This is a genomic window from Pseudomonas sp. B21-019 (assembly GCF_024749225.1).
In the GTDB taxonomy this organism is placed as follows: domain Bacteria; phylum Pseudomonadota; class Gammaproteobacteria; order Pseudomonadales; family Pseudomonadaceae; genus Aquipseudomonas.
The window spans coordinates 4,444,197-4,466,881 of record NZ_CP087193.1 but is presented as its reverse complement, the minus strand read 5'-3'; the positions used below and the strand labels follow the sequence as shown (position 1 = coordinate 4,466,881).

The window sequence follows — 22,685 nt, the reverse complement described above, 5'->3', positions numbered from 1 at the left end:
TCAGCGAAGCCTTCCGCCACGTTCGCCTTTTTTGAGCGAAATTTCTGGGCAAGGTCTTCGGAAGTTTCCTTCAAGTTGTGGCGGTTTTCGTGAACTGGTGCGCAGTGAGTTCAATCGATAGGCTTTGGTGGTCACTGAATATCAGTGAGGGGGTGTAGGAACCCTTTAAGCATCGGTAATGCGTTAGCAATCGAAGTCAGATTTGCGGCCGTCTATGTGCGTCCGTAATATCTGTCGCGGCGGCTATGCGCGGGCACGCTTCGGCGTGGTCGAGTTTCCGATGCTCGGTATTCCTACCCCGCGTATAGCTGCCACCCAAGCCTGTAGGAAGGCTTTTGGCAGCTCCCATTTTCATCGGAAGGTCTCAAATGCCAACACTTCATCCTGATCCACCCTACGAAAAACCAATCCCCCACCCCAAAAACCGCTTCATGGCGTTGACCAGTAATTGCACTGAAATGCCCACCCTGTTCGTCGACACCCACGCGCCGCTGGATATTCTGACCGAAGCCGCCAGCTATCGAATTCGCGCCGTCACCCAAGTGCTTGAGAACTTGTCCATGCGTGGCTCAGTCGAGTGCGATTCGATGATTCTCAGTGATTTTGCCTTGCTCTGCGCCATTCCACTGCGCGATGGCTGTGATGTGCTGGATGTGATTGGGCGGCGGTTGCGGGCTCGGTCTTCGGAGTAGCGTCTAGCGGCTTTTTGTGGCGAGGGGGCTTGCCCCCGTTCGACTGCGAAGCGGTCGCCAAACCAAGCCCCGCGGTGTACCTGACAAATCCGGAATGCAGGTTTTGGGGCCGCTCCGCAGCCCAACGGGGGCAAGCCCCCTCGCCACAGGGTGGAGTTGTGGTGGTTGGGGCTGCTGCGCAGCCCAGCGGGAGCAAGCTCCCTCGCCACACAAGAGCAAGATCAAAAGATCGCAACCTTTGGCAGCTCCGCGGCTGTGGGCGCTGCCGAAGGCTGCGATCTTTTTGGTGATCACCGCCGGCCTGAGATCAGTGTCTCTTCGCCGACTGGCACCGCCAGACTATCAATCACATGCACGCTATACCCCGGCACATTCTTCGCGTGGTGTTTGGCCTGCGAGGCCATTTCCGCTAGTTGGCTTGCATCGAGCTGTCCGCAGGCCTGTGGATGCAGGTGCACCACGCCGATGGACAGTGACAGCAGCGGAAATTCCTGCCGCACGCCCTGGCGGTTGGGGGCGATGAAGCAGCCGGCTTCGAGGTGTTCGCTGCGGTAGAAGCGTCGGCATTGGCTGTGGAAGTCGTCCAGCAGTTGGTTCAGGCGTTTGCGCCAGTCTTCCGGGCCGAGCACCAGCAGGAAGTCGTCGCCGCCGATATGGCCGACGAAGTCGCGGGACGGGTCGACGCGGTCGTTCAGGCATTGCGCCAGGCACAGTAGGACTTCATCCCCGCGACCGTAGCCGTAGATGTCGTTGAAGGGTTTGAAGCTGTCGATGTCCACGTAGCAGATCACCGATTCCCGTTCCTGTTGCAGCAGCCGTGTCAGGCATTGCTGGATCGGCACGTTGCCTGGCAGCAGGGTCAGCGGGTTGGCGTAGCGGGCTTGCTGGATTTTCAGTTCGGTGATCAGTTTGAGTACGTCGATCACTCGGCCCAGGCCCAGATAGCCGCCATTGAGGGTGATGATGAAGTCTTCTTCGATGCGTTGGCGGGCGCGGCTGGTGATCAAGCGGCTGACCTGTTGCAGCGACTGGCTCAGTTCCACGGCGAGGAAGTCGTCGCTCATCAAGCGGCTGATCGGTTTGCGGGCGAACAGGTCGGTGGCGAAGGGCTTGAGCAGGGCGTCCGAGAGTGAGTGACGGTGAACAATGCCGCACGGCCTGCCTTGCTTGTCGAGCACCGCCAGGGAGTTCAGGTTGGCCTGGCGGCGGAAGGCTTCCAGTACGGTGGCGGTCGGGGTGTCGCTGGCCATCGCCGGTTGGTCGTTGAGCAGGGCGCTGAGGTCACTGGCGTCCTCGTTCAGCATCGCTGCGGCGCTGGTTGGTTTGGGCATCAAGGTTCGGGCATCGCGGGGCGGATGCTCCTGGGGCCGGCAGAGCAGATAGCCTTGCACAAGATCGACGCCCATTTCGGTCAACACGGCGAGTTCTTCTGGCAATTCAATGCCTTCGGCGATCACTTTTGCCCGCGAAGCCTTGGCGATTTGCAGGATCGAGCCGACGAATTCACGTTTGAGTGCGTCCTGATGGATGCCGTCGATGAAGTGCCGATCAATCTTGACGTAATCCGGGCGTAATTCCGACCACAGCCGCAAGCTCGAATAACCCGCGCCCAGATCATCCAGCGCAATCGAAAAACCCATCGCCCGATAGTGATGCAGGGCGGTTTGCAGCGACTGGAAATCGTCGGTCGGGGTCTGTTCGGTGAGTTCGATCACCACTTGGCTCGGCGGTATGCCGAAATCCTGCAGCAGTTGCAGGGTGCGTCCGGGCTGGTGGGCGGCTTCGAGCAGGGATTCCGGGGACACATTGAGGAACAGTTTGCCGGGCAGTTGCTGTTCATTGAAGCGTCGGCAAGCGCTTTGGCGGCACGCGATCTCCAGTTCGCTGAGGCGACCGGCCTGGCGGGCTACCGCGAACAGGGCGATGGGGGAGTGCAGCGGGCTGTTGGAGGGGCCACGGCTGAGGGCTTCGTAGCCGATGATTTGTCGTTCGGAGAGAGAAATGATCGGCTGGAACAGGCTGTGCAAACCGCTTTGAGTCAGTATTGAGCTCAAGGCACTCAGCTGTTCGGTTGTGGTCATGGCGATCTCTGGCGATAAAAAAAGGACCGGGAGCGCAAAGCTCCCGGTCCTTTATTTCACGACAGAATGATGTCTATTTGATGACACTCCGGGGAGCGTCAGCATTAAATTGCCATCATCCTGATTGTCACCACTCAGTGCTTGGCGACCGCGGTGTTGAGTTTCAAGTAATCCAGCAGAATCCGCCCGGTCTCGCTCAGGTAGGCGTCGTCTTCTGGCTTGGTCTTGTCCGGCTCGGCCGCGATGGCATCTTCGTCTTCTTTCTTCAGCTCTTTGAGCGGCTCTTCACCCTTGGCCTTGCGACGGATGTTTTCCATGGCCAGTTGCTTGGCTTCGATATCGGCGTGTTGTGCACGACGGTCGGCTTCATTGAGGCTGACGGTTTTTTCGGCCATCAGCTTCTGGGCCAGGGCCAGTTTGTCGCGGATGAACACGAACTCCGCGTCTTTGGCCGAGCGCACGTCATGCTCGGACTTGAGCTGCGTGATGTACGGTTTGAACGGGTCGACCGCCGGCTTGATGGCCGCACGGATAGTGTCCCACGGCATGGCTTCCGGCAGGGCGCTTTCGCCGATTTCCTTGGTGTCGATGATCGACGGGTAATCGATGTCCGGCAGTACGCCCTGATGCTGGGTGCTCTGACCGGAAACCCGGTAGAACTTGGCCAGGGTCAGTTTCAGTTCGCCATGGTTCAGCGGCTGAATGGTTTGCACGGTGCCTTTGCCGAAGGTCTGGCCGCCGATGATCAGTGCACGGTGGTAGTCCTGCATCGCACCGGCGAAGATCTCCGACGCCGAGGCGGACAAACGGTTGACCAGCAACGCCATCGGGCCTTTGTAGAACGCGCCCGGGTTTTCATCTTCCAGTACATCGACCCGGCCGTCGGCGTTACGCACCAGCACGGTCGGACCTTTGTCGATGAACAGGCTGGTCAGCTCGGTGGCTTCCTGCAAGGAACCGCCGCCGTTGTTACGCAGGTCGATGACCACGCCGTCGACCTTGTCTTTCTGCAGTTCGGTCAGCAGCTTCTTGACGTCGCGGGTGGTGCTCTTGTAGTCCGGATCGCCGGCACGGAAGGCCTTGAAGTCCAGGTAGAAGGCCGGGATCTCGATGACGCCGAGCTTGTAGTCCTTGCCATCCTGCTTGAGGCTGAGGATCGACTTCTTCACCGCCTGATCTTCAAGCTTCACCGCTTCGCGGGTGATCGGCACGATCTTGCTGGTCTGGTCATTCGGCGCATTGCTGGCCGGAATCACTTCCAGGCGCACCACGGTGCCTTTCGGCCCACGAATCAGTTTGACCACTTCGTCCAGGCGCCAGCCGACCACGTCGACCATCTCTTTGTTGCCCTGGGCCACGCCGATGATCTTGTCGGCCGGTGCCACCTGCTTGGTCTTGTCGGCCGGGCCGGCAGGCACCAGGCGCACGACTTTGACTTGATCGTTATCGCTCTGCAACACGGCGCCAATGCCCTCCAGGGACAGGCTCATGTTGATGTCGAAGTTCTCCGCGTTATCCGGCGACAGATAGTTGGTATGCGGGTCGTACGACATGGCGAAGGTGTTGATGTACGCCTGGAAGATATCTTCCGCGCGGGTCTGGTCCAGACGCGCCAGCTGATTCTTGTAACGCTTGGTCAGGGTTTCCTGAATCTGCTTCGGCTCTTTGCCGGAGATCTTCATCCGCAGCACTTCGTCCTTGACGCGCTTGCGCCACAGGTCGTCGAGCTCGGCGGTGGTCTTGAGCCAAGGGGCATCCTTGCGGTCGACCAGCAAGGTTTCCTTGGTGGTGAAGTCGATCTTGTCGACGCCCTTGTTCAGCTCGGCAAGGGCAAAGTCCAGACGCGCCTTGACGCGGTCCAGATAGCGCTTGTACATGGTGAACCCGGCGTTCAGGTCGCCGCTCTTGAGGAAGTCGTCAAACTGGGTTTTCCATTTGTCGAATTCGGCAATGTCACTGGCCATGAAGTAGCTGCGCGATGGATCCAGCAGCTTGAGGTAGCTGTCGTAGATGATCGCGGAGCGCGCATCGTCGAGCGGCGGCTTGCTGTAATGGTGACGCTTGAGCAACTCGACGACGTTCAGACTGGCGATGACTTCGTCGCGATCGGGCTGAAGCTTGTCCCAGCTGTTGGCTGCGAACGAATTGCTCGACATCGGCAAGAGACCGAGACCAATGACAAGAGCGAGGGCGGTGCTGGGGAAAAAATGCTTCATGCTGATTCGACGCGGGGACAATTGATCACGCATATTAGGCCGTCTTTGAAGTCGCCGGTTCCCACAAGGGCCGGTCGCATAATGCAAGAAAGCCCGGCGCTATAGCTTCGGGCTCAGTCCAGACTCACTATGGAGGCACTGTGAAAGCATTGCAAGGCGTTGAGGGGCGAGTGGAGTGGGTTGAGGAGCCGAGTCCTACGTGCGATGTAGGACAAGTTCGTATCCGAGTGGCGGCAGCGGGACTCAATCGAGCCGATTTGTTGCAGAAAGCGGGCCTGTATCCGCCGCCGCCGGGAGCCAGTCAAGCACTGGGTCTTGAGTGTTCGGGGGTGATCAGCGAGGTCGGCCCGGGCTCGTCCTGGCAGGTCGGAGATCGGGTTTGCGCCTTGCTGGCCGGGGGTGGGATGGCCGAAGAGGTAGTTGTCGACGGACGGCATGTGTTGCCGGTTCCCGAAGGATTGTCCCTGGCCGAGGCCGCGGCGTTGCCGGAAGTGTATGCGACCGTCTGGCTGAATTTGTTTCAACTGGCTGCGCTCAAACCGGGTGAGAAAGTTCTTCTGCATGCCGGAGCAAGTGGAATTGGTTCAGCTGCCATTCAGCTGTGCAAGGCGTTTGGTAACCCGTGCTGGGTCAGCGTCGGCTCCGAGGATCGTCTGGCCTACTGTGAAGCGCTGGGTGCCCAGGGTGGAGTGGTGCGCAATAAGGATCTGGACCGCCTGAACGATCTGGGGCCGTTCGATGTGATCCTGGATCCGGTGGGCGGTAACTATGCGGCGCTGAACCTCAAGCTGCTGGCTCGCGATGGCCGTTGGGTGTTGATCGGTTTGATGGGCGGTCGTGAAGCGCAGCTGGATCTGGCGCAGGTGCTGGCCAAGCGCGTGCAACTGCTGGGTTCGACCCTGCGCAATCGCGACGAGCAGTTCAAGGCCGATTTGTTCAGCGATCTCAGCCAGCACGTCTGGCCGCTGTTTGCCGAAGGGCGTTTGAGCCCGCAACTGGCCAGGACGTTTGCGATCGAGGACGCCGAAGCGGCGTTTGCGGAGCTGGCGACCAATCAGGTGTCGGGCAAGCTGGTGCTGGTGATTGACGACAGCCTGAGCTGAAATCGGGTTGGCTGCTAAAAGATCGCAGCCTCGCTTCGCTCGACAGCTCCTACAGAATTTGTGCCGCCCGATGATTCACGGGTGTACACGATTTCCATGTAGGAGCTGCCGAAGGCTGCGATCTTTTGCTTTTACTTCCAGATATGGATCGGCCAGCCGGCTTTTTCGGCGTGTTCGAGCAACACTGGGTCTGGATTCACCACATGCGGGAAATCCACCTTCAGCAGCAGTGGTAAATCGTTGCGTGAATCGGAATAGAAACTCGCGCCTTCAAGGTTTTCCTCTTCGGCATCCAACCATTCCAGCAAGCGGGTGATTTTGCCTTCGCGGTAGGTCAGGGTGCCCACCGTGTTGCCGCTGTACACCCCGTGCGCCACTTCCAGCTCGATGCCGAGAATCTCGTCGATGCCCAGACGGTCGGCAATCGGCTTGACCAAATGCGTGCCCGAGGCCGAGATCACCAGAATCCGGTCACCGGCCTTGCGGTGGGCGGCGATGGTTTTGGTGGCGTCGCTGAAGATGATCGGTTCGATGAAGTCTTCCACCCAGGGCGCCACCAAGTGCTCGAGCTCTTGCGGCGTGCGACCGATCAGCGGCTCCAGGCTGAAGGCCATGTAGTCCTCCATGGCCAGGTGGCCCCTGCCGTACGCATCCATCAATTCCTTGTCGCGACGCAGGAAGGATTCGCCATCGACCCAGCCGAGGCGGGCCATCTGTTCGCTCCATAGCGAGGCGCAGTCGCCGTGGATCAGGGTTTCGTCCAGATCAAAAATTGCCAGGGCCATCAGTACGGTTCTCTCTTCAACATCAGCAAGGTCATCAGGCTACCTCACACAGGGCTGTCGGATCGATGGAAAGTGCCAGGCGCTGACCATCGGGATGCAGGTCGGACGCCGAGCGGTTCAGCACATCCACCACCAATTCCACCCCCGAGCTTCCACCCGATAGCGAATCACGTTGCCCAACAGGCTGTGGCTGCGCACCTGCGCGTCGAGTTCGCCGTTCAGGCTCAGTTCGATGGCCTCCGGGCGAATCGCGATGCGGTGGGTGATCGGCCGTTGCAGCAGTTTGCTGGCACTGTCGGCGTCCAGCAGGTTGTAGTTGCCGATGAAGCCTGCGGCGAACACGTCGACGGGCGCGGTGTAGAGGGTTTCGGCATCGCCACTCTGTACGATCTTTCCCTGATTCATCAGGAAGATTCGGTCAGACATGGTCAGGGCTTCTTCCTGATCGTGAGTGACGAAGATCGTGGTCAGGCCGAGTTCGCGCTGGATCTGACGGATCTGTTCGCGCAAGTGCTTGCGAATCCGCGCATCCAGCGCCGACAGCGGCTCATCCAGCAACAACAGCCGAGGCCGGGTCACCAACGAACGAGCGAGAGCGACACGCTGGCACTGGCCACCGGACAGCTGATGCGGGTAGCGGGCGGCGAAGTCATTGAGCTCTACCAGTCTCAGCACTTCGGCGACGCGTTTTTGGCTGTCGTCGGCGTTGACCTTCTGCATACGCAAACCGAAGGCGACGTTCTGCTCCACGGTCATGTTCGGGAACAGCGCATAACTCTGGAACACCATGCCGATCCCACGTTTCTGCGGGCTCAGCGGGACGAGGTCGTGACCTTCCAGCAGAATCTGGCCGCCGTCCACCGAGGTCAGGCCGGCGATGCAACGCAGCAGCGTGGACTTGCCGCAACCGGACGGGCCGAGCAGGGTGACGAATTCGCCTTTTTTGATTTCGCAGTTGATGTCGCTGAAGACGGTGGTGCCTGAGTAATCTTTCTGAAGATGTTGGACGCTTACATAGCTCATTCGCTTTTGTCCTTGTTCAAGATATTGGCCACCCAGGTCAGAACCAGCACAAAGAAGAAGTAGGAAATCACCAGCGCACTGGTGAAGTGGCCGCTGCTGTTACGCATGTTGTTGAGGTAGACCTGCAGAGTTTCGTAGCGGGTGCCGACAAGGATGTTGGCGAACACGAACTCACCGAACAGGAACGAGAAGGACAGCAGCAACGCTACCATCAGCCCCTTGCGCAGGTTCGGCAACACCACCAGGAAGGCTGCTTGCCAAGTGCTGGCGCCGAGCAGTTGTGCGGCGTCCATCAGGTCGCGCAGGTTGATCGCTTGCAGGTTGTTGGTGATCGCCCGGTACATGAACGGCAGCGCCACGGTGAAGTAGCAACCGATCAGAATCCACGGCGTACCCACCATCGCGAACGGCCCCGAACCGTAGAGCTGCAACAGCCCCACCGACGACACCACCGGCGGCACCGCGAAGGGCAGCAGAATCAGGATGTTCATCAGCGCATCGAGCTTCGGGAAGTGGTAATGCACCACGAACAACAGCGGCAGAATCAGCACCACCGACAGAATCAGCGAGCCGATACAAACCAGCAACGACTGACCGAATGCATCGAGAAAGCGCGGATCGCTCCACAGCTGGATGTACCACTTGAAGGTAAAGCCGCTGGGCATAATCGTCGCCGACCAACTGCTGGCGATCGAGTAAATCAAGGTTCCGAGCAGCGGCAATAACAGAATGGCAAACAGCAAATACACGATGACCCGGTGGTAGATACCGACGGGCCCCAGTTCAGCGCGAGACATGGTAGCTCCTCTTCAACAGCAGCTGATGCACGATGGTCACCAGGGTCATCAACGCCACCAGCACCACGGCCAAGGCGCTGGCGAGGTTCGGGTCGAGGGATATGTCGCCGGACACCATGGCCGCGATGCGGATCGGCAACACGTTGAAGTTGCCGGTGGTCAGCGCGTAGACCGTGGCGTAGGCGCCCAAGGCGTTGGCCAGCAGAATCACGAACGTGCCCAGCAGCGCCGGGGTCAGCACCGGCAGACCGATGTGTCGCCAGAATTGCCAGCCATTGGCCCCGAGCAGCGCGGCAGACTCACGCCAGTCTTCGCGCAGGGCATCGAAGGCCGGATAGAGCAACAGCACGCCCAGGGGAATCTGGAAGTAGGTGTAGAGAATGATCAGCCCGGTTTTCGAGTACAGGTTGAAATCCTGAATGATTCCGGCCTGTTTCAGCATGATGGTGAAGGTGCCGTTGAACCCCAGCAAGATGATGAACGCGAAGGCCAGGGGCACACCGGCGAAGTTGCTGGTCATGTTGGCGAAGGCATTCACGAAGTTGCGCAGCTTCGAGTCGACCCGGCGCAGGGAATAGGCGCCGAGTACGGCAATGACGATGCCGAATACGCTGGACCAGAAACTGATCTCAAGGCTGTACTGGATCGCCTGCAAATAGAACTTCGAGTTGAAGATTTTGCTGAAGTTGGCCAGGCCCCAACCGAACTCTTCCGATTGCAGGCTGTTGATCATCACCCAGAGCAGCGGGGCGATCTCAAACACGAAGAAGAAAATTGCGAAGGGCACCAGGCACAGAGCGGCCAGCCATTTACCGCGGGTCATGGCATTCACTTGAGCAGCTCCCGGCACACAGGTTTGTCGTGGGGCACGCCCAGCAGTTCGCAGACGGTGCCGCACAGTTCGGTTTGTTTCGGTGCTGCGCTTTGGCTGAAGCTGAAGGCATCGCCGAGGACGAACAGCGGCACTTCGCGTTCTTCAGGCAGCAGGCCGTTGTGCGAGCGGTCGTTGTTCATGCCGTGGTCGGCGGTCACCAGCACCTGGTATCCGGCGTCGAGCCAGCCTTGCAGGTAGTCGGCGAGGATGACGTCCGCCGAGCGGGCGCTGTTGCGGTATTGCGGGGTGTCGAGGCCGTGCTTGTGCCCGGCGTCGTCGATGTTCATGGGGTGGACCAACAGAAAGTTCGGCGCATGGCGCAGGCGCAGGTTTTCCGCGTCGGCGAACAGGTGCGAATCCGGGTAGTGGTCGTTCCAGTAGAAGTGACCGTGCTGGATCGGTAGTTTCGGGTCGTCGGTGTGACGGTCCCGGGCAGCCACGAACGGTGAACGGTTATACAACTCGCTGACCCAGTGATAGGCCGCGGCGGCGGTTTTCAGACCAGCGTCGGTGGCGTAATGGTAGATGCTGCGCTGGTTGGACAGGCGCGAGACGTTGTTGTGAACGATGCCGCTGTCGATCGGCGCAACGCCGGTCAGGATGCATTCGTAAAGTGGTCGGGACAGGGCCGGCAGTGCACATTCCAGTTTGTAGAGTGCCGCGCGTCCTGCGCCAACGTAAGCCTGCAGATGCCCCATGGCGTGGCGCGCGACTTCGTAATTGAGGCCGTCGAGCACGACAAGGATGACGTTGTGCTTCATAGGGGGCGAAGACTCCGAAATCGAAACTGAACGTCGTAGGAGCTGCCGCAGGCTGCGATCTTTTGATCTTTCACTTGAAACTCAAGTGACCCCAAAAAAGATCGCAGCCCGTGGCAGCTCCTACGGCTGTTTTATTACGGCATATTGATGATGACTTCTTCCTGCCACTTCTGCGGCAGCGACTTGGAGGTCTTTTCCCACGCGTCGGCGTCTTTGATCGGCGTGACCTTTTTGTACTGTTCGTTAGGCAGCAGCTTGGCCTTGACCTCTTCCGGCAGAGTCAAATGCTCGGCGCGAATTGGACGGGCGTTGCCTTTTGCCAGGTTGATCTGGCCAGCGTCGCTGAAGATGTATTCGCGGGCCAGTTTGGCGGCGTTCGGGTGCTTGGCGTATTTGTTGATGATGGTGGTGTAGCCGGAAATCACCGAGCCATCGGATGGAATCAGCACGGTGTAGTCATCCGGATTCGCCATCTTGGCCTTGTAGCTCAGGCCGTTGAAGTCCCAGACCACGCCGACTTCGATTTCACCCTTTTCCATGGTGGCGATCGTCGGGTTGGCCATGGACAGGCGGCCTTGCTTGGCGATATCTGCGAACAGCAACAGGGCCGGCTGAATGTTTTTCTCGTCACCGCCATTGGCGAGGGCGGCGGCCAGTACGCCGTTGGCAGCCTGGGCTGCGGTGCTTACGTCACCGATGGAGACTTTGTACTTGCCGCTCTTGAGGTCGGCCCATTTGGTCGGTGCTTCGGAACCGTGCAGCAGCTTTTTATTGATGATGAACGCGATGGAGCCGGTGTAGGCCAGTGCCCAGTTACCGTCCTTGTCCTTGGCCCAGTCCGGAACCTGTGCCCAAGTACTCGGCTTGTAAGGTTGCACCACGCCTTGCTTGACCGCGATCGGGCCGAAGGCGGCACCGACGTCGCCGATGTCGGCTGTGGCGTTGTCTTTTTCGGCGGCGAACTTGGCGATTTCCTGGGCCGAGCTCATGTCGGTGTCGATGTGTTTCAGGCCGTATTTCTTGGCCAGGTCTTCCCAGGTGCCTTTCCAGTTGGCCCAGTCATCGGGCATGCCGACGCTGTTGACGGCGCCTTCCGCTTTCGCAGCGGCTTCGAGTGTTTTCAGATCGGTATCCGCCGCCATGGCGGCAGTGCACAGGGCAATGGTCGAGCCTAACAGTGATGCCAGGAAAAACTGTTTCATCCGAAGCTCCTTTGGGCGTTTTCAACGCTGCGATTGCGGTTGTGTTGGTCTAGGTCAGCAATACCTGAGCCAATTTAGGCGTCCTGGATGACATTTTGATGTCGACGACCGGTCGGCCTGAATTTCCTGCGCTCGGATACGCGGGGTGCGAGATAAGCGTAGACCATGGCTAAAGGGCTGATATGAAAGGGACTTGGCCATGAAATTGCAGGTGTCTGAAGCAACCGTTCGGCGGCTTTGTCATCTGTCAGTCATCTGCAGTGCCTAGGCTTGCAGGCAATTGATGGAGCCCGGTTTCAATCGCGGCTCTGCCCTGAATCAGTGCTGGTCTAGTCCAGATAGGTAACGTTGATGCGCATCGAGACAACCAAAGCGGTGACAGCGATCGGGCAGGTTCTGCAAGAACAGCTCGACCACGGGCTGTTGGCGCCCGGGAGCAAGTTACCGGCCGAGCGCAAGCTCAGTGAGTTGTTCGGTACCACGCGGATTACCGTGCGTGAGGCGTTGTTGCAGTTGGAGGCACAGGGCCAGATTTATCGCGAAGAGCGGCGCGGCTGGTTCGTGTCGCCACCGCGGCTGGCCTATAACCTGATGCAGCGCAGCCACTTTCACGCGATGGTCAGCGCCCAGGGGCGGGTGCCGTCCACCGAGGTGATTTCCGCGCGTTTGCAACCGGCGTCAGCGGCGGTGTGTGCCTGGCTGCAGCTGCCAGCGCTGTCGAGCGTGATCCAGATCTGCCGCTCGCGACGGATTGACGGGCGATTGGTGCTGTATGTGGAGCACTACCTGAACCCGCAATATTTTCCGGGGATCCTGGACTTCGATCTGAATCAGTCGATGACCGAACTGTATGCGCGGCATTACGACTTGCACTACGGGCGGGTACGCTTCGAGATCGTGCCGACCGCGCTGTCGGTGGACGCCGCGGCGGCTTTACGGGTGTCGGTGGGCAGCCCGGGGTTGCGGATTGCCCGGGTCAACTACGATCAGCATCAGCGGCTGATCGATTGTGACCTGGAGTTTTGGCGCCATGATGCGATTCATGTCGGGGTGGATGTGGTCTGAACCCCACCTACGCAGATTGTTCGCCACCGGGGGTGATCACCTGAATGCTCATGCGCGGTGTCGCCAGATCCAATCCGGCCTCGTCCAGATGCCGCTTGAGTGACAGGTTGAACGCCCGGGACACTTCCCACTGCTTGATCGGCGCGGTCTTGAAGCGCGCGCGAAGAATCGCATTGCCTGACTCGAAACTTTCGACCCCCTGGATCTCCAGCGGCGACCAGATGTTGCGCCGTTGCAGCGGGTCGGTGCGCATTTTCTGGCCGACGTCGCGCATCAGCTTGATTGCCTCGTCGATGTCCATGTTCGAGGGCACCGCCACCCGGAAGATCGCGTAGCCGAACTCCCGGGAGTAGTTCTTGATGCTTTTGATTTCACTGAACGGAATGGTGTGGACGATGCCGTCGATGTCCCGCAGACGCACGGTGCGGATGGTCAGGCCTTCGACGGTGCCCAGGTGGCCGCCGACGTCCACGTAGTCGTCGATGGCCAGGGAGTCTTCGATGATGATGAACAGCCCGGTGATCAAGTCGGCCACCAGCGATTGCGCACCGAAACCGATGGCCAGACCGATCACACCGGCGCCGGCCAGCAGCGGCGTGACGTTCATGCCCATGTTCGCCAGGGCGACGATGAGCGCAATGATGAAAATCGCCACGAACAGCACGTTGCGGATCAGCGGCATCATCGTCTGCGCGCGGGCGTTGGCCAGGCCTTTGCGCGAGCGGGTGAGGGCGTGATGCACGGCGGTGTCGCTGAGGATCCAGATCAGCCAGGCAAAAATCAGCGTACCGCCGAGGCTGAACAGTTTGACGCTGACTTCATGGCCTTCGCCTTCGGTGAAGCGAATCAGCGACATGCCCCAGACCCGCAGGCCGAGCTCGATGAACGCCAGCCACACCAGCAGATGGGCGAGGGTGTAGAAGAAGCTTTTCAGGCGATCCGAATACAGCGCATGGCGCTTAGGGCCGCGTTGTGGCTTGAGTGCATGACGGCGCACCAGCCCGTTGATGACCATGCACAACACCAGCAACACGGTGCAGATCAGCGACTGACGCAACGCGGTGCTGGTGTCGCCGGCAGAGACGAAGGTGGCGAACAGCGAAATGCCCACCAGCACCAGCGCCGGCAGATACCAAAAGGTCCCGAGGATTTCGATCGTGTCGCTCAAGGCGCGGCGGGTCAGGCGCCGGGACAGCGGCTGGTTGCGGATCAGGTGCGCGATGGGCCGGCGGAAACGCAGGATGAAAAAACCTGTGAAGATCGCCGCCAGTACATTGGCGAACGTCGCCGCCGTGTGGGCCAGATGCTCACCGAGGCTGGCGATCAGGCGCGGGTCGTTCAGGGCTTCACCGAAGGCGGCGAAACTGCCGATCAGCCACAACGGGCGGAAGGCCTGATGCCGCAGGATGTACAGGGCGCGATGACGATGCGGGCCATCGAGCAGGGAAAACGCGATGACGCAGATCGCCGAGAAACAGGTACCGACCACCAGCGCATAAGCCAGCACCATGGCCAGGCTTTTGCCCAGTGACGAGGGCAGGGCGTAGGTCATGTAAACCGTCATGACCAGGGCGATCATCCACGGCCCGAGTTTGCGCAAGGCAAAGCGCAGCATGTCCAGGGCCTTGGGGTGTTGCGGCAGTTCTTCGGTGAGACCGAAGCGCATGCGCACCCGGTGGCCGAGCCAGATCAGGGCGGCGGCCAGCAGGCTCCAGACCATCAGGATCATGGCGAAGGCAAAAATGATTGGCAGCCATTCATTGGCCGGCAGCATCAGTGCCACCAGTTCATCCTTGGCCAGGTTGACTTCTTCGGACCAGCGAGTGAGGGGGCTGTCGGCGCCGGAAAATTGCTTTTCGAAACTGGCCAGGGTGCCGCCGATAAGGCCCAGCACGCCTTCTTCTGTGGTGGGTTGGGCTTTTTTGCTGACGTCGCGCAGCTTTTTCAGGTCCGCCAGCAGTTTGGTCCGCTGCTGATCGTTTTCCAGCGACTTGATGACTTCGTCCAGCGACTGCCCCAGTGGAGCTTGCGCTTCGGGCTGGGTTTTCGCCGAGCCGCTGAGCAGCCCCGGCAAGCCGACCGCCTGGGCAGGCGTCAGCGGCAGCAGCGTCATCAGGCAGACAAGGAACAAACAAGGCAGGGCAAAAAGACGAGCGAACACTAGGCGGTCAACCTCGGATGAGCGAATCGGCCGAGTGTACGAGCCCGTCAAAATCAATGCGAGCCGGGCGTAAGGATTTATTCGTTGAGTTTGGCGAGGATTTTGTAGATCACGGTGGCGAGGATCATCAGCATGCCGACCCACATCGCGAACACACCAGCGTTCTTGTCGCGAAAGTTGAAACCGATGGCCAGCATGATCATCCCGGAAAGAATCGGGATCAGCATGGCGTGAAACGAAGACATCGAGATCATGGTGACAGCCTTGTCGGAGGGGTTACTGCAAGTCTAGGCGGCTTTCGGGCGGGCGTTGGTGATGTGTGGCAGGGATGGGGTATGACTGTTGCTTGAGCAACGAGCTTCCTGTGGCGAGGGGGCTTGCCCCCGTTCGACCGCGAAGCGGTCGCAGTGCCGGCTCATGCGCTGTGCCAGACAGAACGCAATGGCAGGTTTTGGGGCTGCTTTGCAGCCCAACGGGGGCAAGCCCCCTCGCCACAGGGACTGGGTTATGGCAATTCCTGGCAGGCGTAGAACGCGCTCAGCACTTTGACCAGGTGTGCCAGGTCATGACTGCCGCACAGCTCGCGGATCGAGTGCATGGCGAACGTCGGCAAACCGATGTCCACGGTGCGCACGCCCAGGTGGCTGGCGGTGATCGGGCCGATGGTCGAGCCGCAGCCCATGTCGCTGCGCACCACGAAGCTCTGCACCGGTACTTCTTCGGCCATGCACAAATGACGGAAGAACCCGGCGGTTTCGCTGTTGGTGGCGTAGCGCTGGTTGCTGTTGACCTTGATTACCGGGCCGGCGTTGAGTTTCGGGCCGTGGTTGGCGTCGTGCTTGTCGGCGTAGTTCGGGTGTACACCGTGGGCGTTGTCGGCCGAGACCAGCAGGGATTTCTGAATGGTCCGTACGAATTCATCCCCTTCGGGCAACAGGCGACGCAGGGTTTGCTCAAGCATCGGACCGTCGGCGCCACAGGCCGAGCAGGAACCGACTTCTTCGTGATCGTTGCAGACCAGCACGCAGGTTTCGTCGGTTTCGGTCGTCAGCAATGCTTGCAGGCCGGCGTAGCACGACAGCAGGTTGTCCAGGCGAGCGCCCGCGATGAAATCGCCATGCAGGCCGATGACCGCAGCACTTTGGGTGTCGTAGAAGCTCAGCTCGTAATCGAGCACCACATCGGCGTTCAGGCCATGTTCGCGGGCCAGCTGATCGGTGAGCACGGCGCGGAAGTCCACGCGTTCGTCACCGGCGAATTGCGCGAGAATCGGCGGCAGCTCGGTCTGGGCATTGATCGCCCAGCCCATGTTGGCTTCACGGTTGAGGTGAATGGCCAGGTTCGGAATGATTGCAACGGGAGCCTTGAAGTCGATCAACTGGCTCTCGACCTTGCCATCGCGACGGAAGGTCACGCGGCCGGCCAACGACAGATCACGGTCGAACCACGGCGCCAGCAGTGCACCGCCATAGACTTCGACGCCCAATTGCCAGAAGCCCTGGCGTTGCAGTTCCGGCTGGGGTTTGACCCGCAGGCACGGGCTGTCGGTGTGTGCGCCGACCAGGCGAATGCCGCCATGCAGGGGCGAATGACGGCCCATTTTGAACGCGACGATCGAAGAGTCGTTACGGGTGACGTAGTAACGGCCATTGGCTTCGGTGGCCCACGGCTCACGCTCGTCGAGGCGCACAAAACCGGCCGCTTCCAGGCGCTGGACAAGGCTGGCGGTGGCATGGAACGGGGTAGGGGAGGCCTTGAGGAAGTCGATCAGGCCTTGGTTCAACTCTTCGCGCATAAGAAGCTCCAGACAGCAGTGGCGCCAGTTTAACGTATTGAAAGCGCAAAGTGCGGCGGGCCTGATGTTGGCGGCGCGTGAGATTTAATGTGGCGAGGGAGCTTGCTCCCGCTCGGCTGCGCAGCGGCCGCAAATCCTGCTTGCACGGTGTGCCCGACAGAATACGGTCGCTGGTTTTGGGAGTGCTCCGCACTCCAGCGGGAGCAAGCTCCCTCGCCACAACAGCCCCCTCGCCACACAGCGCACTCGCTACAGAGGCTCCCTAGGCACAGTCAGAACGGTGCCGGGCACTCGAAGCGCAGGCGTTCGCCGCTTTGCGGATGAGTGAAGCTCAGCATGCTCGCGTGCAGGCACAGGCGTGGCCAGGCAGCCAGGGCTTGCGGATGGGCGTAGAGCCCGTCACCCAGCAGCGGGTGGCCGATGGAGAGCATGTGCACGCGCAACTGGTGAGAACGGCCGGTGATCGGTGTCAGCTCGACGCGGCACCAGTCGCCACAACGCTCCAGTACACGCCAGAAGGTCAGGGCGTGCTTGCCGAATTCGTGGTCCACCACATGCCGTGGCTTGGTCGGCGGATCGTAGCGCAGGGGCAAGTCGATGCTGCCACTGTCCAGTTCCGGTTGTCCCCAGCACAGGGCGGTGTAGGCCTTTTCGGTTTCGCGGTCGTGAAATTGCCGAGACAGCTCGCGATGAGTGTCCGGGTCACGGGCCAGCAGAATGATGCCGGAGGTTTCCCAGTCCAGCCGATGGACAATTCGCGCTTCCGGGTAGCCGTTTTCTTGCAGGCGCGTAATCAGGCAGTCCTTGTTGTCATCGGCCCGTCCGGGGACGGAGAGCAACAGGGTCGGTTTATCCACCACCAGTACGGCGGCGTCCTGATAGATGATGCGGATGTTGGACAACGGCATTAAAACAGCCTCGTAACAAACGCCAACGGCGACTCAGGCCCCCTCCAGTCATGGAAGGGCCCTGAGCCGCCGTGGCTCCCGCCGGATCGACTCAGCGATCGGGCAGGGTGATATTGAGTTCCAGAATCGAGCAGCTGCCCTGGTTTTCCAGAGCGACGTGCACGTCATCGGACCCGATATTGACGTACTTGCGGATCACTTCCACCAGTTCCTTCTGCAAGGCTGGCAAGTAGTCCGGCGTACTGCGTTGGCCGCGTTCATGCGCCACGATGATCTGTAGACGCTCTTTCGCTACCGAGGCGGTACTTGGCTTTTTGTTGGCACGAAAGAAGTCAAAAAGGTTCATTACCTACCTCCAAAAAGTCGCTCGAAGAATCCCTTCTTCTCGACATCGAGGAAACGATGGTCCACGGTCTTGCCCAACAGACGATCGACCGCATCGCTGTACGCCTGGCCGGCGTCGCTCTGGTCGTCGAGAATCACCGGCACGCCCTGGTTGGAGGCCTTGAGGACGGCTTGCGATTCTGGAATCACGCCCAGCAGGGTCACCGCGAGGATTTCCTTGACGTCTTCGACGCCGAGCATTTCGCCGTTGCTGACGCGAGTAGGGTTGTAGCGGGTCAGCAGCAGGTGTTCCTTGATCGGGTCTTCGCCGTTTTCGGCGCGACGGGACTTGCTGGCCAGCAGGCCCAGCATGCGGTCCGAGTCACGTACGGAGGAGACTTCCGGGTTGGTCACGACGATCGCTTCATCAGCGAAGTACATGGCCAGGTGGGCACCTTTCTCGATACCGGCCGGGGAGTCGCAGACCACGAATTCGAAGTCTTCTTTCAACTGCATCAGGACTTTTTCTACGCCTTCCTGGGTCAGCGCGTCTTTGTCGCGGGTCTGACTGGCGGCCAGCACGTAGAGGTTTTCCAGGCGCTTGTCTTTGATCAGGGCCTGTTGCAGGTTGGCTTCGCCGTTTACCACGTTGACGAAGTCATACACCACGCGGCGCTCGCAACCCATGATCAGGTCGAGGTTACGCAAGCCGACGTCGAAGTCGACGATAACTGTTTTGTGACCACGCAGAGCGAGGCCGGTACCGATAGCGGCGCTGGTGGTGGTCTTACCCACACCACCCTTGCCGGATGTAACCACGAGAATCTTGGCCAAGGTGTTTTACCCCTAAGGAAAAAGGACGTTTAGCCCCTGAAAAACATCTCTTGAAAAACTACTGCAGTCGGACAGCCTTGGCTGGAATCCGGTTTTGAGCGGTGTCTACCCCCGGTAAACACTGCTTTTAGCCTTTTTCCTACTTCGTTTGAGCCGTTTTCGCTACGTTTTAGAGATGCTTGGAAAATGCGGCAGTATCCGTTAAAGCCGAATGATGTTCAACACGTCACCCGACAGGCTGACTTGTACTCCGGCGCCCCACAATGGATCGCGGCGCAGGTCCTCGGAAACCTTGTAGTGACCGGCGATGGAGACCAGTTCAGCGGTCATTTGCTGACAGAAAATCCTGGCTTTCGTATCACCTTTGACGCCGGCCAACACACGACCGCGCATCGCGCCGTATACATGGATGTTGCCGTCGGCGAGAAGTTCCGCCCCCGGGCTGACCGACGAAATCACCACCAGATCGCTGCCCTGGGCATAAATCTGCTGGCCACCACGTACTGGCGACGTGATGATTTTTGTCGGTTTGATGGTCGGCTCCGGTGGTTTTTCGGGTTTTTTCGCTACGACGCCTTCGAGCGGGTCGAGCGGGCGTTCCCGCGCGCCGGACGGCGGCAGCACTGGCAGATCGACCGCAATGGCCGCTGCGATGTCTTCGATGCGGCTGGCACGGATCGCCAGGGTGCGCAGGCCATGCTGGCGGCAGATGCGCATCAATCCCGGCAGGTCGACCGAGCCTTCGCTGGCCGGGAGTTTGTCCAGGGCCAGTACCAGCGGCGCGTTACTGAAGAAGTTGGGCGCCTGGGCGACCTTGGCGGCCAGTTGCCGATCAAGGTTCTCGAGGTCGTTACGGGCCAGTTCCAGCACCGTAATGGCCAGCATGCTGCCCTTCAACTGGAACACGGGATCTTGGTCTAGCGGTTCGGTTTGGCTCATGGTCGGCATACAACGGCTTGTCACTAAAAGTGCCGAGACTTATAACGAGAACGCCCGCAGGCCGCAAGCCGGGTCGAACGATGTAGAATGCGCGGCCATTAACTTTCCGGAACCTTTAATGGAACGCCCGCGATTTCGAACAGCATTTCTTTCTCCGCGTTTCTGGCCGCTGTGGTGTGGCCTGGGGCTGTTGTGGCTGATTGTGCAGTTGCCGTATCCGGCGTTGCTGGCGATTGGTCGCGCCCTGGGCGCATTGATGTACCGAGTGGCCGGCGACCGACGGCGCATTGCCAAGCGCAATCTTGAGCTGTGTTTCCCTGAAAAGTCCGCTGCCGAGCGCAAACGCCTGCTCAAGGAAAACTTCGCGTCCACCGGCATCGCCTTCTTCGAGATGGCCATGAGCTGGTGGTGGTCGCGCAAGCGTCTGGCGAAACTGGCCCATGTCGAAGGCCATGAGCATTTGAAACAGGCTCAGACGCAAGGCAAGGGCGTGATTCTGATGGCTGTGCACTTCACCACGCTGGAGATCGGCGCAGCGTTGCTCGGTCAGCAACACACCATTGATGGCATGTACCGCGAACACAAGAATCCGCTGTTCGACTTCATCCAGCGCCGTGGCCGCGAGCGGCATAACCTCGACTCGCTGGCGGTGGAGCGCGACGACGTGCGTGGCATGCTCAAACTGCTGCGCGCAGGGCGAGCGATCTGGTACGCACCGGATCAGGACTACGGCGCCAAGCAAAGTATCTTCGTGCCGCTGTTCGGGATTCAGGCGGCGACCGTCACCGCCACCAGCAAGTTCGCACGGCTGGGCAAGGCGCTGGTGGTGCCGTTCACCCAGGAGCGCCTGGCTGACGGCAGCGGTTATCGACTGGTGATTCATGCCCCGCTCGAAGGCTTTCCCGGCGAGACGGAAGAGGCCGATTGCATTCGGATCAACCAATGGGTGGAAGGTGCGTTGCGCGAATGTCCGGAGCAATATCTCTGGGCGCATCGCCGCTTCAAGAGCCGCCCACCGGGCGAGCCGAAACTGTACGCCAAACGCGGTTGAGTCACCGATCCCTTTAAGCACCATGGAGTGTTGCAATGAGTCCTGCTGAACCGGTTACAGGGTTGATTCTTTCCGGCGGTGGGGCTCGCGCGGCCTATCAGGTAGGCGTGCTGGCGGCGATTGCCGAGCTGCTGCCAATGGGGGCGGCGAATCCGTTTCCGGTGATCGTCGGCACCTCGGCCGGTGCGATCAATGCGGTCAGCCTGGCCAGTGGGGCGATGGATTTTCGTGGCGCGATCGAGCGTCTGACGGCCTTCTGGCAAAGTTTTCGCAGCCATCTGGTGTTGCGTAGCGACTGGCCGGGGGTGATCCATCAGGCCACTCGCTTTATCAGTCACAACCTGATGGGCATTGGCTCGCCGGTGCCGGTGGCCCTGCTTAACAGTTCGCCGCTGCGCCGCTTGCTCAATCACAAACTGCACATGCCCGGGATCGCCGAAGCGATTGCACAAAAGCAATTGCGGGCCGTAGCGGTTACAGCGTTCGGCTACGAGTCCGGTCAGGCCGTCACGTTTTATCAGGGCGGCGGCACCATCGAATCCTGGTTGCGCCATCGGCGGATCGGCGTACCGACCCAGCTGACTGTCGACCATCTGCTGGCCAGTTCCGCGATTCCATTGCTGTTCGCACCGGTAAAGATCGGCGAAGAATATTTCGGCGATGGCGCGGTGCGTCAATCGGCACCGATCAGCCCGGCGCTGCACCTGGGCGCCAGTCGCGTGCTGGTGGTGGGCGTCAGCGGCAACCCGCGCGGGATCGATCCGCAACAACCACTGCAACGTGCCTACACCGGTCAGCAGCCGACCCTGGCGCAAGTCGGTGGGCACCTGCTCAATAGTACGTTCATTGACAGCCTGGAAAGTGACATCGAGTTGTTGCAGCGTCTGAACCAGTTCAGCCATCTGCTGCCCGATGGCATCGCGAGTCGTGCATTGGGAGCGGCGCCAGTGGATGTGTTGGTGATTTCACCGAGTCAGCCAATCGATGAAATTGCCGCGCGGCATCGCCAGGAACTGCCGGCAGCCTTGCGCCTGTTTTTACGCGGGCCGGGGGCGACCAAGACCAGCGGGGCGGGGGTGCTGAGTTATCTGCTGTTCGAGGCGGGGTATTGCAGCGAATTGATCGATCTGGGACGGCGCGATGCGTTGGCCAAGCGCGATGAGTTGTGTCGGTTTCTGGGGTTGCCATAAAGCAAAAGATCGCAGCCTGCGGCAGCTCCTACCCCGGATGCGCACGTCCGTAGAAGCTGGCGAAGCCTGCGATCTTTTGACTTTAAATCAGAAGTGGAACTTCACCAGGAAGCTCGTGTTGCTCTGATCGGTCTTGAAGTACTGGCTGTCCCTGATCCCGTACTTGTCCGACCAATAGTCGTACTCGACACCCACATACAACTGCTTCTCGCCAATGTTCAGCGCTTTGCCCAAGTCGTATTTGATCTGCGGGTTGAAGTGCAGGTTGGCGTGGTAGGTGCCTTTGCTGTTCTGGTCGTTGTCGACCACCCAGTCCATGAAGCCATCGATCAGGATGTTCGAATCGCCCACCGGAATGGTGTAGGACCAGACTGGGGTGATCTGCCAGACGTTGTCACCCGGGCGGCTGCCTTCGGTGTGACGCTGGTAGAAGTTCAGCTGGAAGTAGTCGAAGCCAGGAATCGCCAGGTCGAAACCAGGACCGATCAGGTAAGACTCGGTATCGCCTTCACCGAACTCGTACGTCATGGCCAGCAGCACGTCCTTGACCGGGCCGAACTCCAGTTTCTGGTCGAAGATCTTGCCAAACGACAAGCGTGGGCTGATTTCGCCGTAGTAGGTGTTCGAACCGACGCCGGGGTCGTCCTTGCCGTTGTAGAAAATCTTGTCGACGAACACGAAGTTGTCGCCGTATTTCCATGCATCGGCGTGCTCGAAAGTGACGGTTTGCTGAATGCGCGGGTTGACCTGGAAGTCCTTGCCATAGAGGTAGGTCAGGCTGTTGTTCTGCCATTGCAGCAAGTCGCCGGCCATGGCCTGGCCCCCGGCCAGCAAGGATCCCGCGAGCATCAGGCTGGTGCACGTACGTTTCATTCGGTTGCTCC

General features: G+C 59.9%; 20 protein-coding genes and 1 pseudogene. 5 read left to right on the top strand and 16 right to left on the bottom strand.

Going from position 1 to position 22,685, the window contains the following annotated elements; all coding sequences use genetic code 11:
* Positions 1-368 precede the first annotated feature (368 nt).
* Positions 369-692: a hypothetical protein gene (locus LOY36_RS19750; RefSeq protein WP_258670347.1), complete on the top strand. Its 324-nt coding sequence runs from the start codon at positions 369-371 to the stop codon at positions 690-692.
* 290 nt (positions 693-982) lie between these two features.
* On the opposite strand, the gene LOY36_RS19745 is transcribed toward LOY36_RS19750, so the two are convergent.
* Complete coding sequence (locus LOY36_RS19745) at positions 983-2,773, bottom strand: bifunctional diguanylate cyclase/phosphodiesterase (protein ID WP_258670344.1); 1,791 nt, start codon at positions 2,771-2,773, stop codon at positions 983-985.
* A 134-nt stretch (positions 2,774-2,907) separates the two neighbouring features.
* Positions 2,908-4,989 carry a carboxy terminal-processing peptidase gene (locus tag LOY36_RS19740; protein ID WP_177324930.1) on the bottom strand — a complete coding sequence of 694 codons (2,082 nt, stop codon included), beginning with the start codon at positions 4,987-4,989 and terminating at the stop codon, positions 2,908-2,910.
* 140 nt (positions 4,990-5,129) lie between these two features.
* Between LOY36_RS19740 and LOY36_RS19735 the strand changes: the two genes are divergently transcribed.
* Positions 5,130-6,092: a zinc-binding dehydrogenase gene (locus tag LOY36_RS19735; RefSeq protein WP_258670337.1), complete on the top strand. Its 963-nt coding sequence runs from the start codon at positions 5,130-5,132 to the stop codon at positions 6,090-6,092.
* 131 nt (positions 6,093-6,223) lie between these two features.
* Here LOY36_RS19735 and LOY36_RS19730 read toward each other — a convergent pair whose 3' ends face one another.
* From LOY36_RS19730 to LOY36_RS19705, 6 genes and pseudogenes are all read right to left on the bottom strand, one after another.
* Positions 6,224-6,877 (bottom strand): HAD family phosphatase, encoded by a 654-nt coding sequence (locus LOY36_RS19730; protein ID WP_007936171.1) that lies wholly within the window; start codon positions 6,875-6,877, stop codon positions 6,224-6,226.
* 34 nt (positions 6,878-6,911) lie between these two features.
* Positions 6,912-7,900, bottom strand: a pseudogene (locus LOY36_RS19725) (ABC transporter ATP-binding protein).
* Positions 7,897-8,697, bottom strand: coding sequence for an ABC transporter permease (locus LOY36_RS19720; RefSeq protein WP_064619278.1), 801 nt, complete (start codon positions 8,695-8,697; stop codon positions 7,897-7,899). The pseudogene LOY36_RS19725 and the gene LOY36_RS19720 overlap by 4 nt, the downstream one beginning before the upstream one ends.
* On the bottom strand, positions 8,684-9,520 hold the full coding sequence (locus LOY36_RS19715) for an ABC transporter permease subunit (protein ID WP_167331172.1): 837 nt from the start codon (positions 9,518-9,520) through the stop codon (positions 8,684-8,686). Before LOY36_RS19715 ends, LOY36_RS19720 begins: the two co-directional genes overlap by 14 nt.
* A gap of 5 nt (positions 9,521-9,525) precedes the next feature.
* Positions 9,526-10,332 carry an alkaline phosphatase family protein gene (locus tag LOY36_RS19710; protein ID WP_258670333.1) on the bottom strand — a complete coding sequence of 269 codons (807 nt, stop codon included), beginning with the start codon at positions 10,330-10,332 and terminating at the stop codon, positions 9,526-9,528.
* Positions 10,333-10,466: 134 nt separating this feature from the next.
* On the bottom strand, positions 10,467-11,534 hold the full coding sequence (locus tag LOY36_RS19705; protein ID WP_018925177.1) for an ABC transporter substrate-binding protein: 1,068 nt from the start codon (positions 11,532-11,534) through the stop codon (positions 10,467-10,469).
* A 351-nt stretch (positions 11,535-11,885) separates the two neighbouring features.
* On the opposite strand from LOY36_RS19705, the gene LOY36_RS19700 reads away from it, so the two are divergent.
* Positions 11,886-12,599, top strand: coding sequence for a UTRA domain-containing protein (locus tag LOY36_RS19700; RefSeq protein ID WP_007940851.1), 714 nt, complete (start codon positions 11,886-11,888; stop codon positions 12,597-12,599).
* Between the two features lie 7 nt (positions 12,600-12,606).
* On the opposite strand, the gene LOY36_RS19695 is transcribed toward LOY36_RS19700, so the two are convergent.
* The 7 genes from LOY36_RS19695 to minC all read right to left on the bottom strand — a co-directional run bounded on the left by LOY36_RS19695 (position 12,607) and on the right by minC (position 19,560).
* Complete coding sequence (locus tag LOY36_RS19695; protein WP_258670330.1) at positions 12,607-14,760, bottom strand: mechanosensitive ion channel family protein; 2,154 nt, start codon at positions 14,758-14,760, stop codon at positions 12,607-12,609.
* Positions 14,761-14,837: 77 nt separating this feature from the next.
* A complete protein-coding gene (locus tag LOY36_RS19690) occupies positions 14,838-15,014 on the bottom strand; it encodes a hypothetical protein (RefSeq protein ID WP_008005668.1) in 177 nt (58 codons plus the stop codon).
* Between the two features lie 251 nt (positions 15,015-15,265).
* On the bottom strand, positions 15,266-16,555 hold the full coding sequence (locus LOY36_RS19685) for a M18 family aminopeptidase (protein ID WP_258670328.1): 1,290 nt from the start codon (positions 16,553-16,555) through the stop codon (positions 15,266-15,268).
* Between the two features lie 272 nt (positions 16,556-16,827).
* The gene (locus LOY36_RS19680; RefSeq protein ID WP_018925180.1) at positions 16,828-17,463 is read right to left on the bottom strand and encodes an RluA family pseudouridine synthase; all 636 of its coding nucleotides are present in this window, start codon (positions 17,461-17,463) and stop codon (positions 16,828-16,830) included.
* 91 nt (positions 17,464-17,554) lie between these two features.
* Positions 17,555-17,809 (bottom strand): cell division topological specificity factor MinE, encoded by a 255-nt coding sequence (gene minE, locus LOY36_RS19675; protein ID WP_007940845.1) that lies wholly within the window; start codon positions 17,807-17,809, stop codon positions 17,555-17,557.
* Complete coding sequence (minD, locus tag LOY36_RS19670; RefSeq protein WP_253420511.1) at positions 17,809-18,621, bottom strand: septum site-determining protein MinD; 813 nt, start codon at positions 18,619-18,621, stop codon at positions 17,809-17,811. The genes minE and minD overlap by 1 nt, the downstream gene beginning before the upstream one ends.
* 201 nt (positions 18,622-18,822) lie before the next feature.
* A complete protein-coding gene (gene minC / locus LOY36_RS19665; RefSeq protein ID WP_026331736.1) occupies positions 18,823-19,560 on the bottom strand; it encodes a septum site-determining protein MinC in 738 nt (245 codons plus the stop codon).
* Between the two features lie 118 nt (positions 19,561-19,678).
* Between minC and LOY36_RS19660 the strand changes: the two genes are divergently transcribed.
* On the top strand, positions 19,679-20,611 hold the full coding sequence (locus tag LOY36_RS19660; RefSeq protein WP_258670322.1) for a lipid A biosynthesis lauroyl acyltransferase: 933 nt from the start codon (positions 19,679-19,681) through the stop codon (positions 20,609-20,611).
* Between the two features lie 35 nt (positions 20,612-20,646).
* Positions 20,647-21,801 carry a patatin-like phospholipase family protein gene (locus LOY36_RS19655; RefSeq protein ID WP_258670319.1) on the top strand — a complete coding sequence of 385 codons (1,155 nt, stop codon included), beginning with the start codon at positions 20,647-20,649 and terminating at the stop codon, positions 21,799-21,801.
* Positions 21,802-21,888: 87 nt separating this feature from the next.
* Here LOY36_RS19655 and LOY36_RS19650 read toward each other — a convergent pair whose 3' ends face one another.
* Complete coding sequence (locus tag LOY36_RS19650; RefSeq protein WP_258670316.1) at positions 21,889-22,674, bottom strand: outer membrane protein OmpK; 786 nt, start codon at positions 22,672-22,674, stop codon at positions 21,889-21,891.
* Positions 22,675-22,685 lie beyond the last annotated feature (11 nt).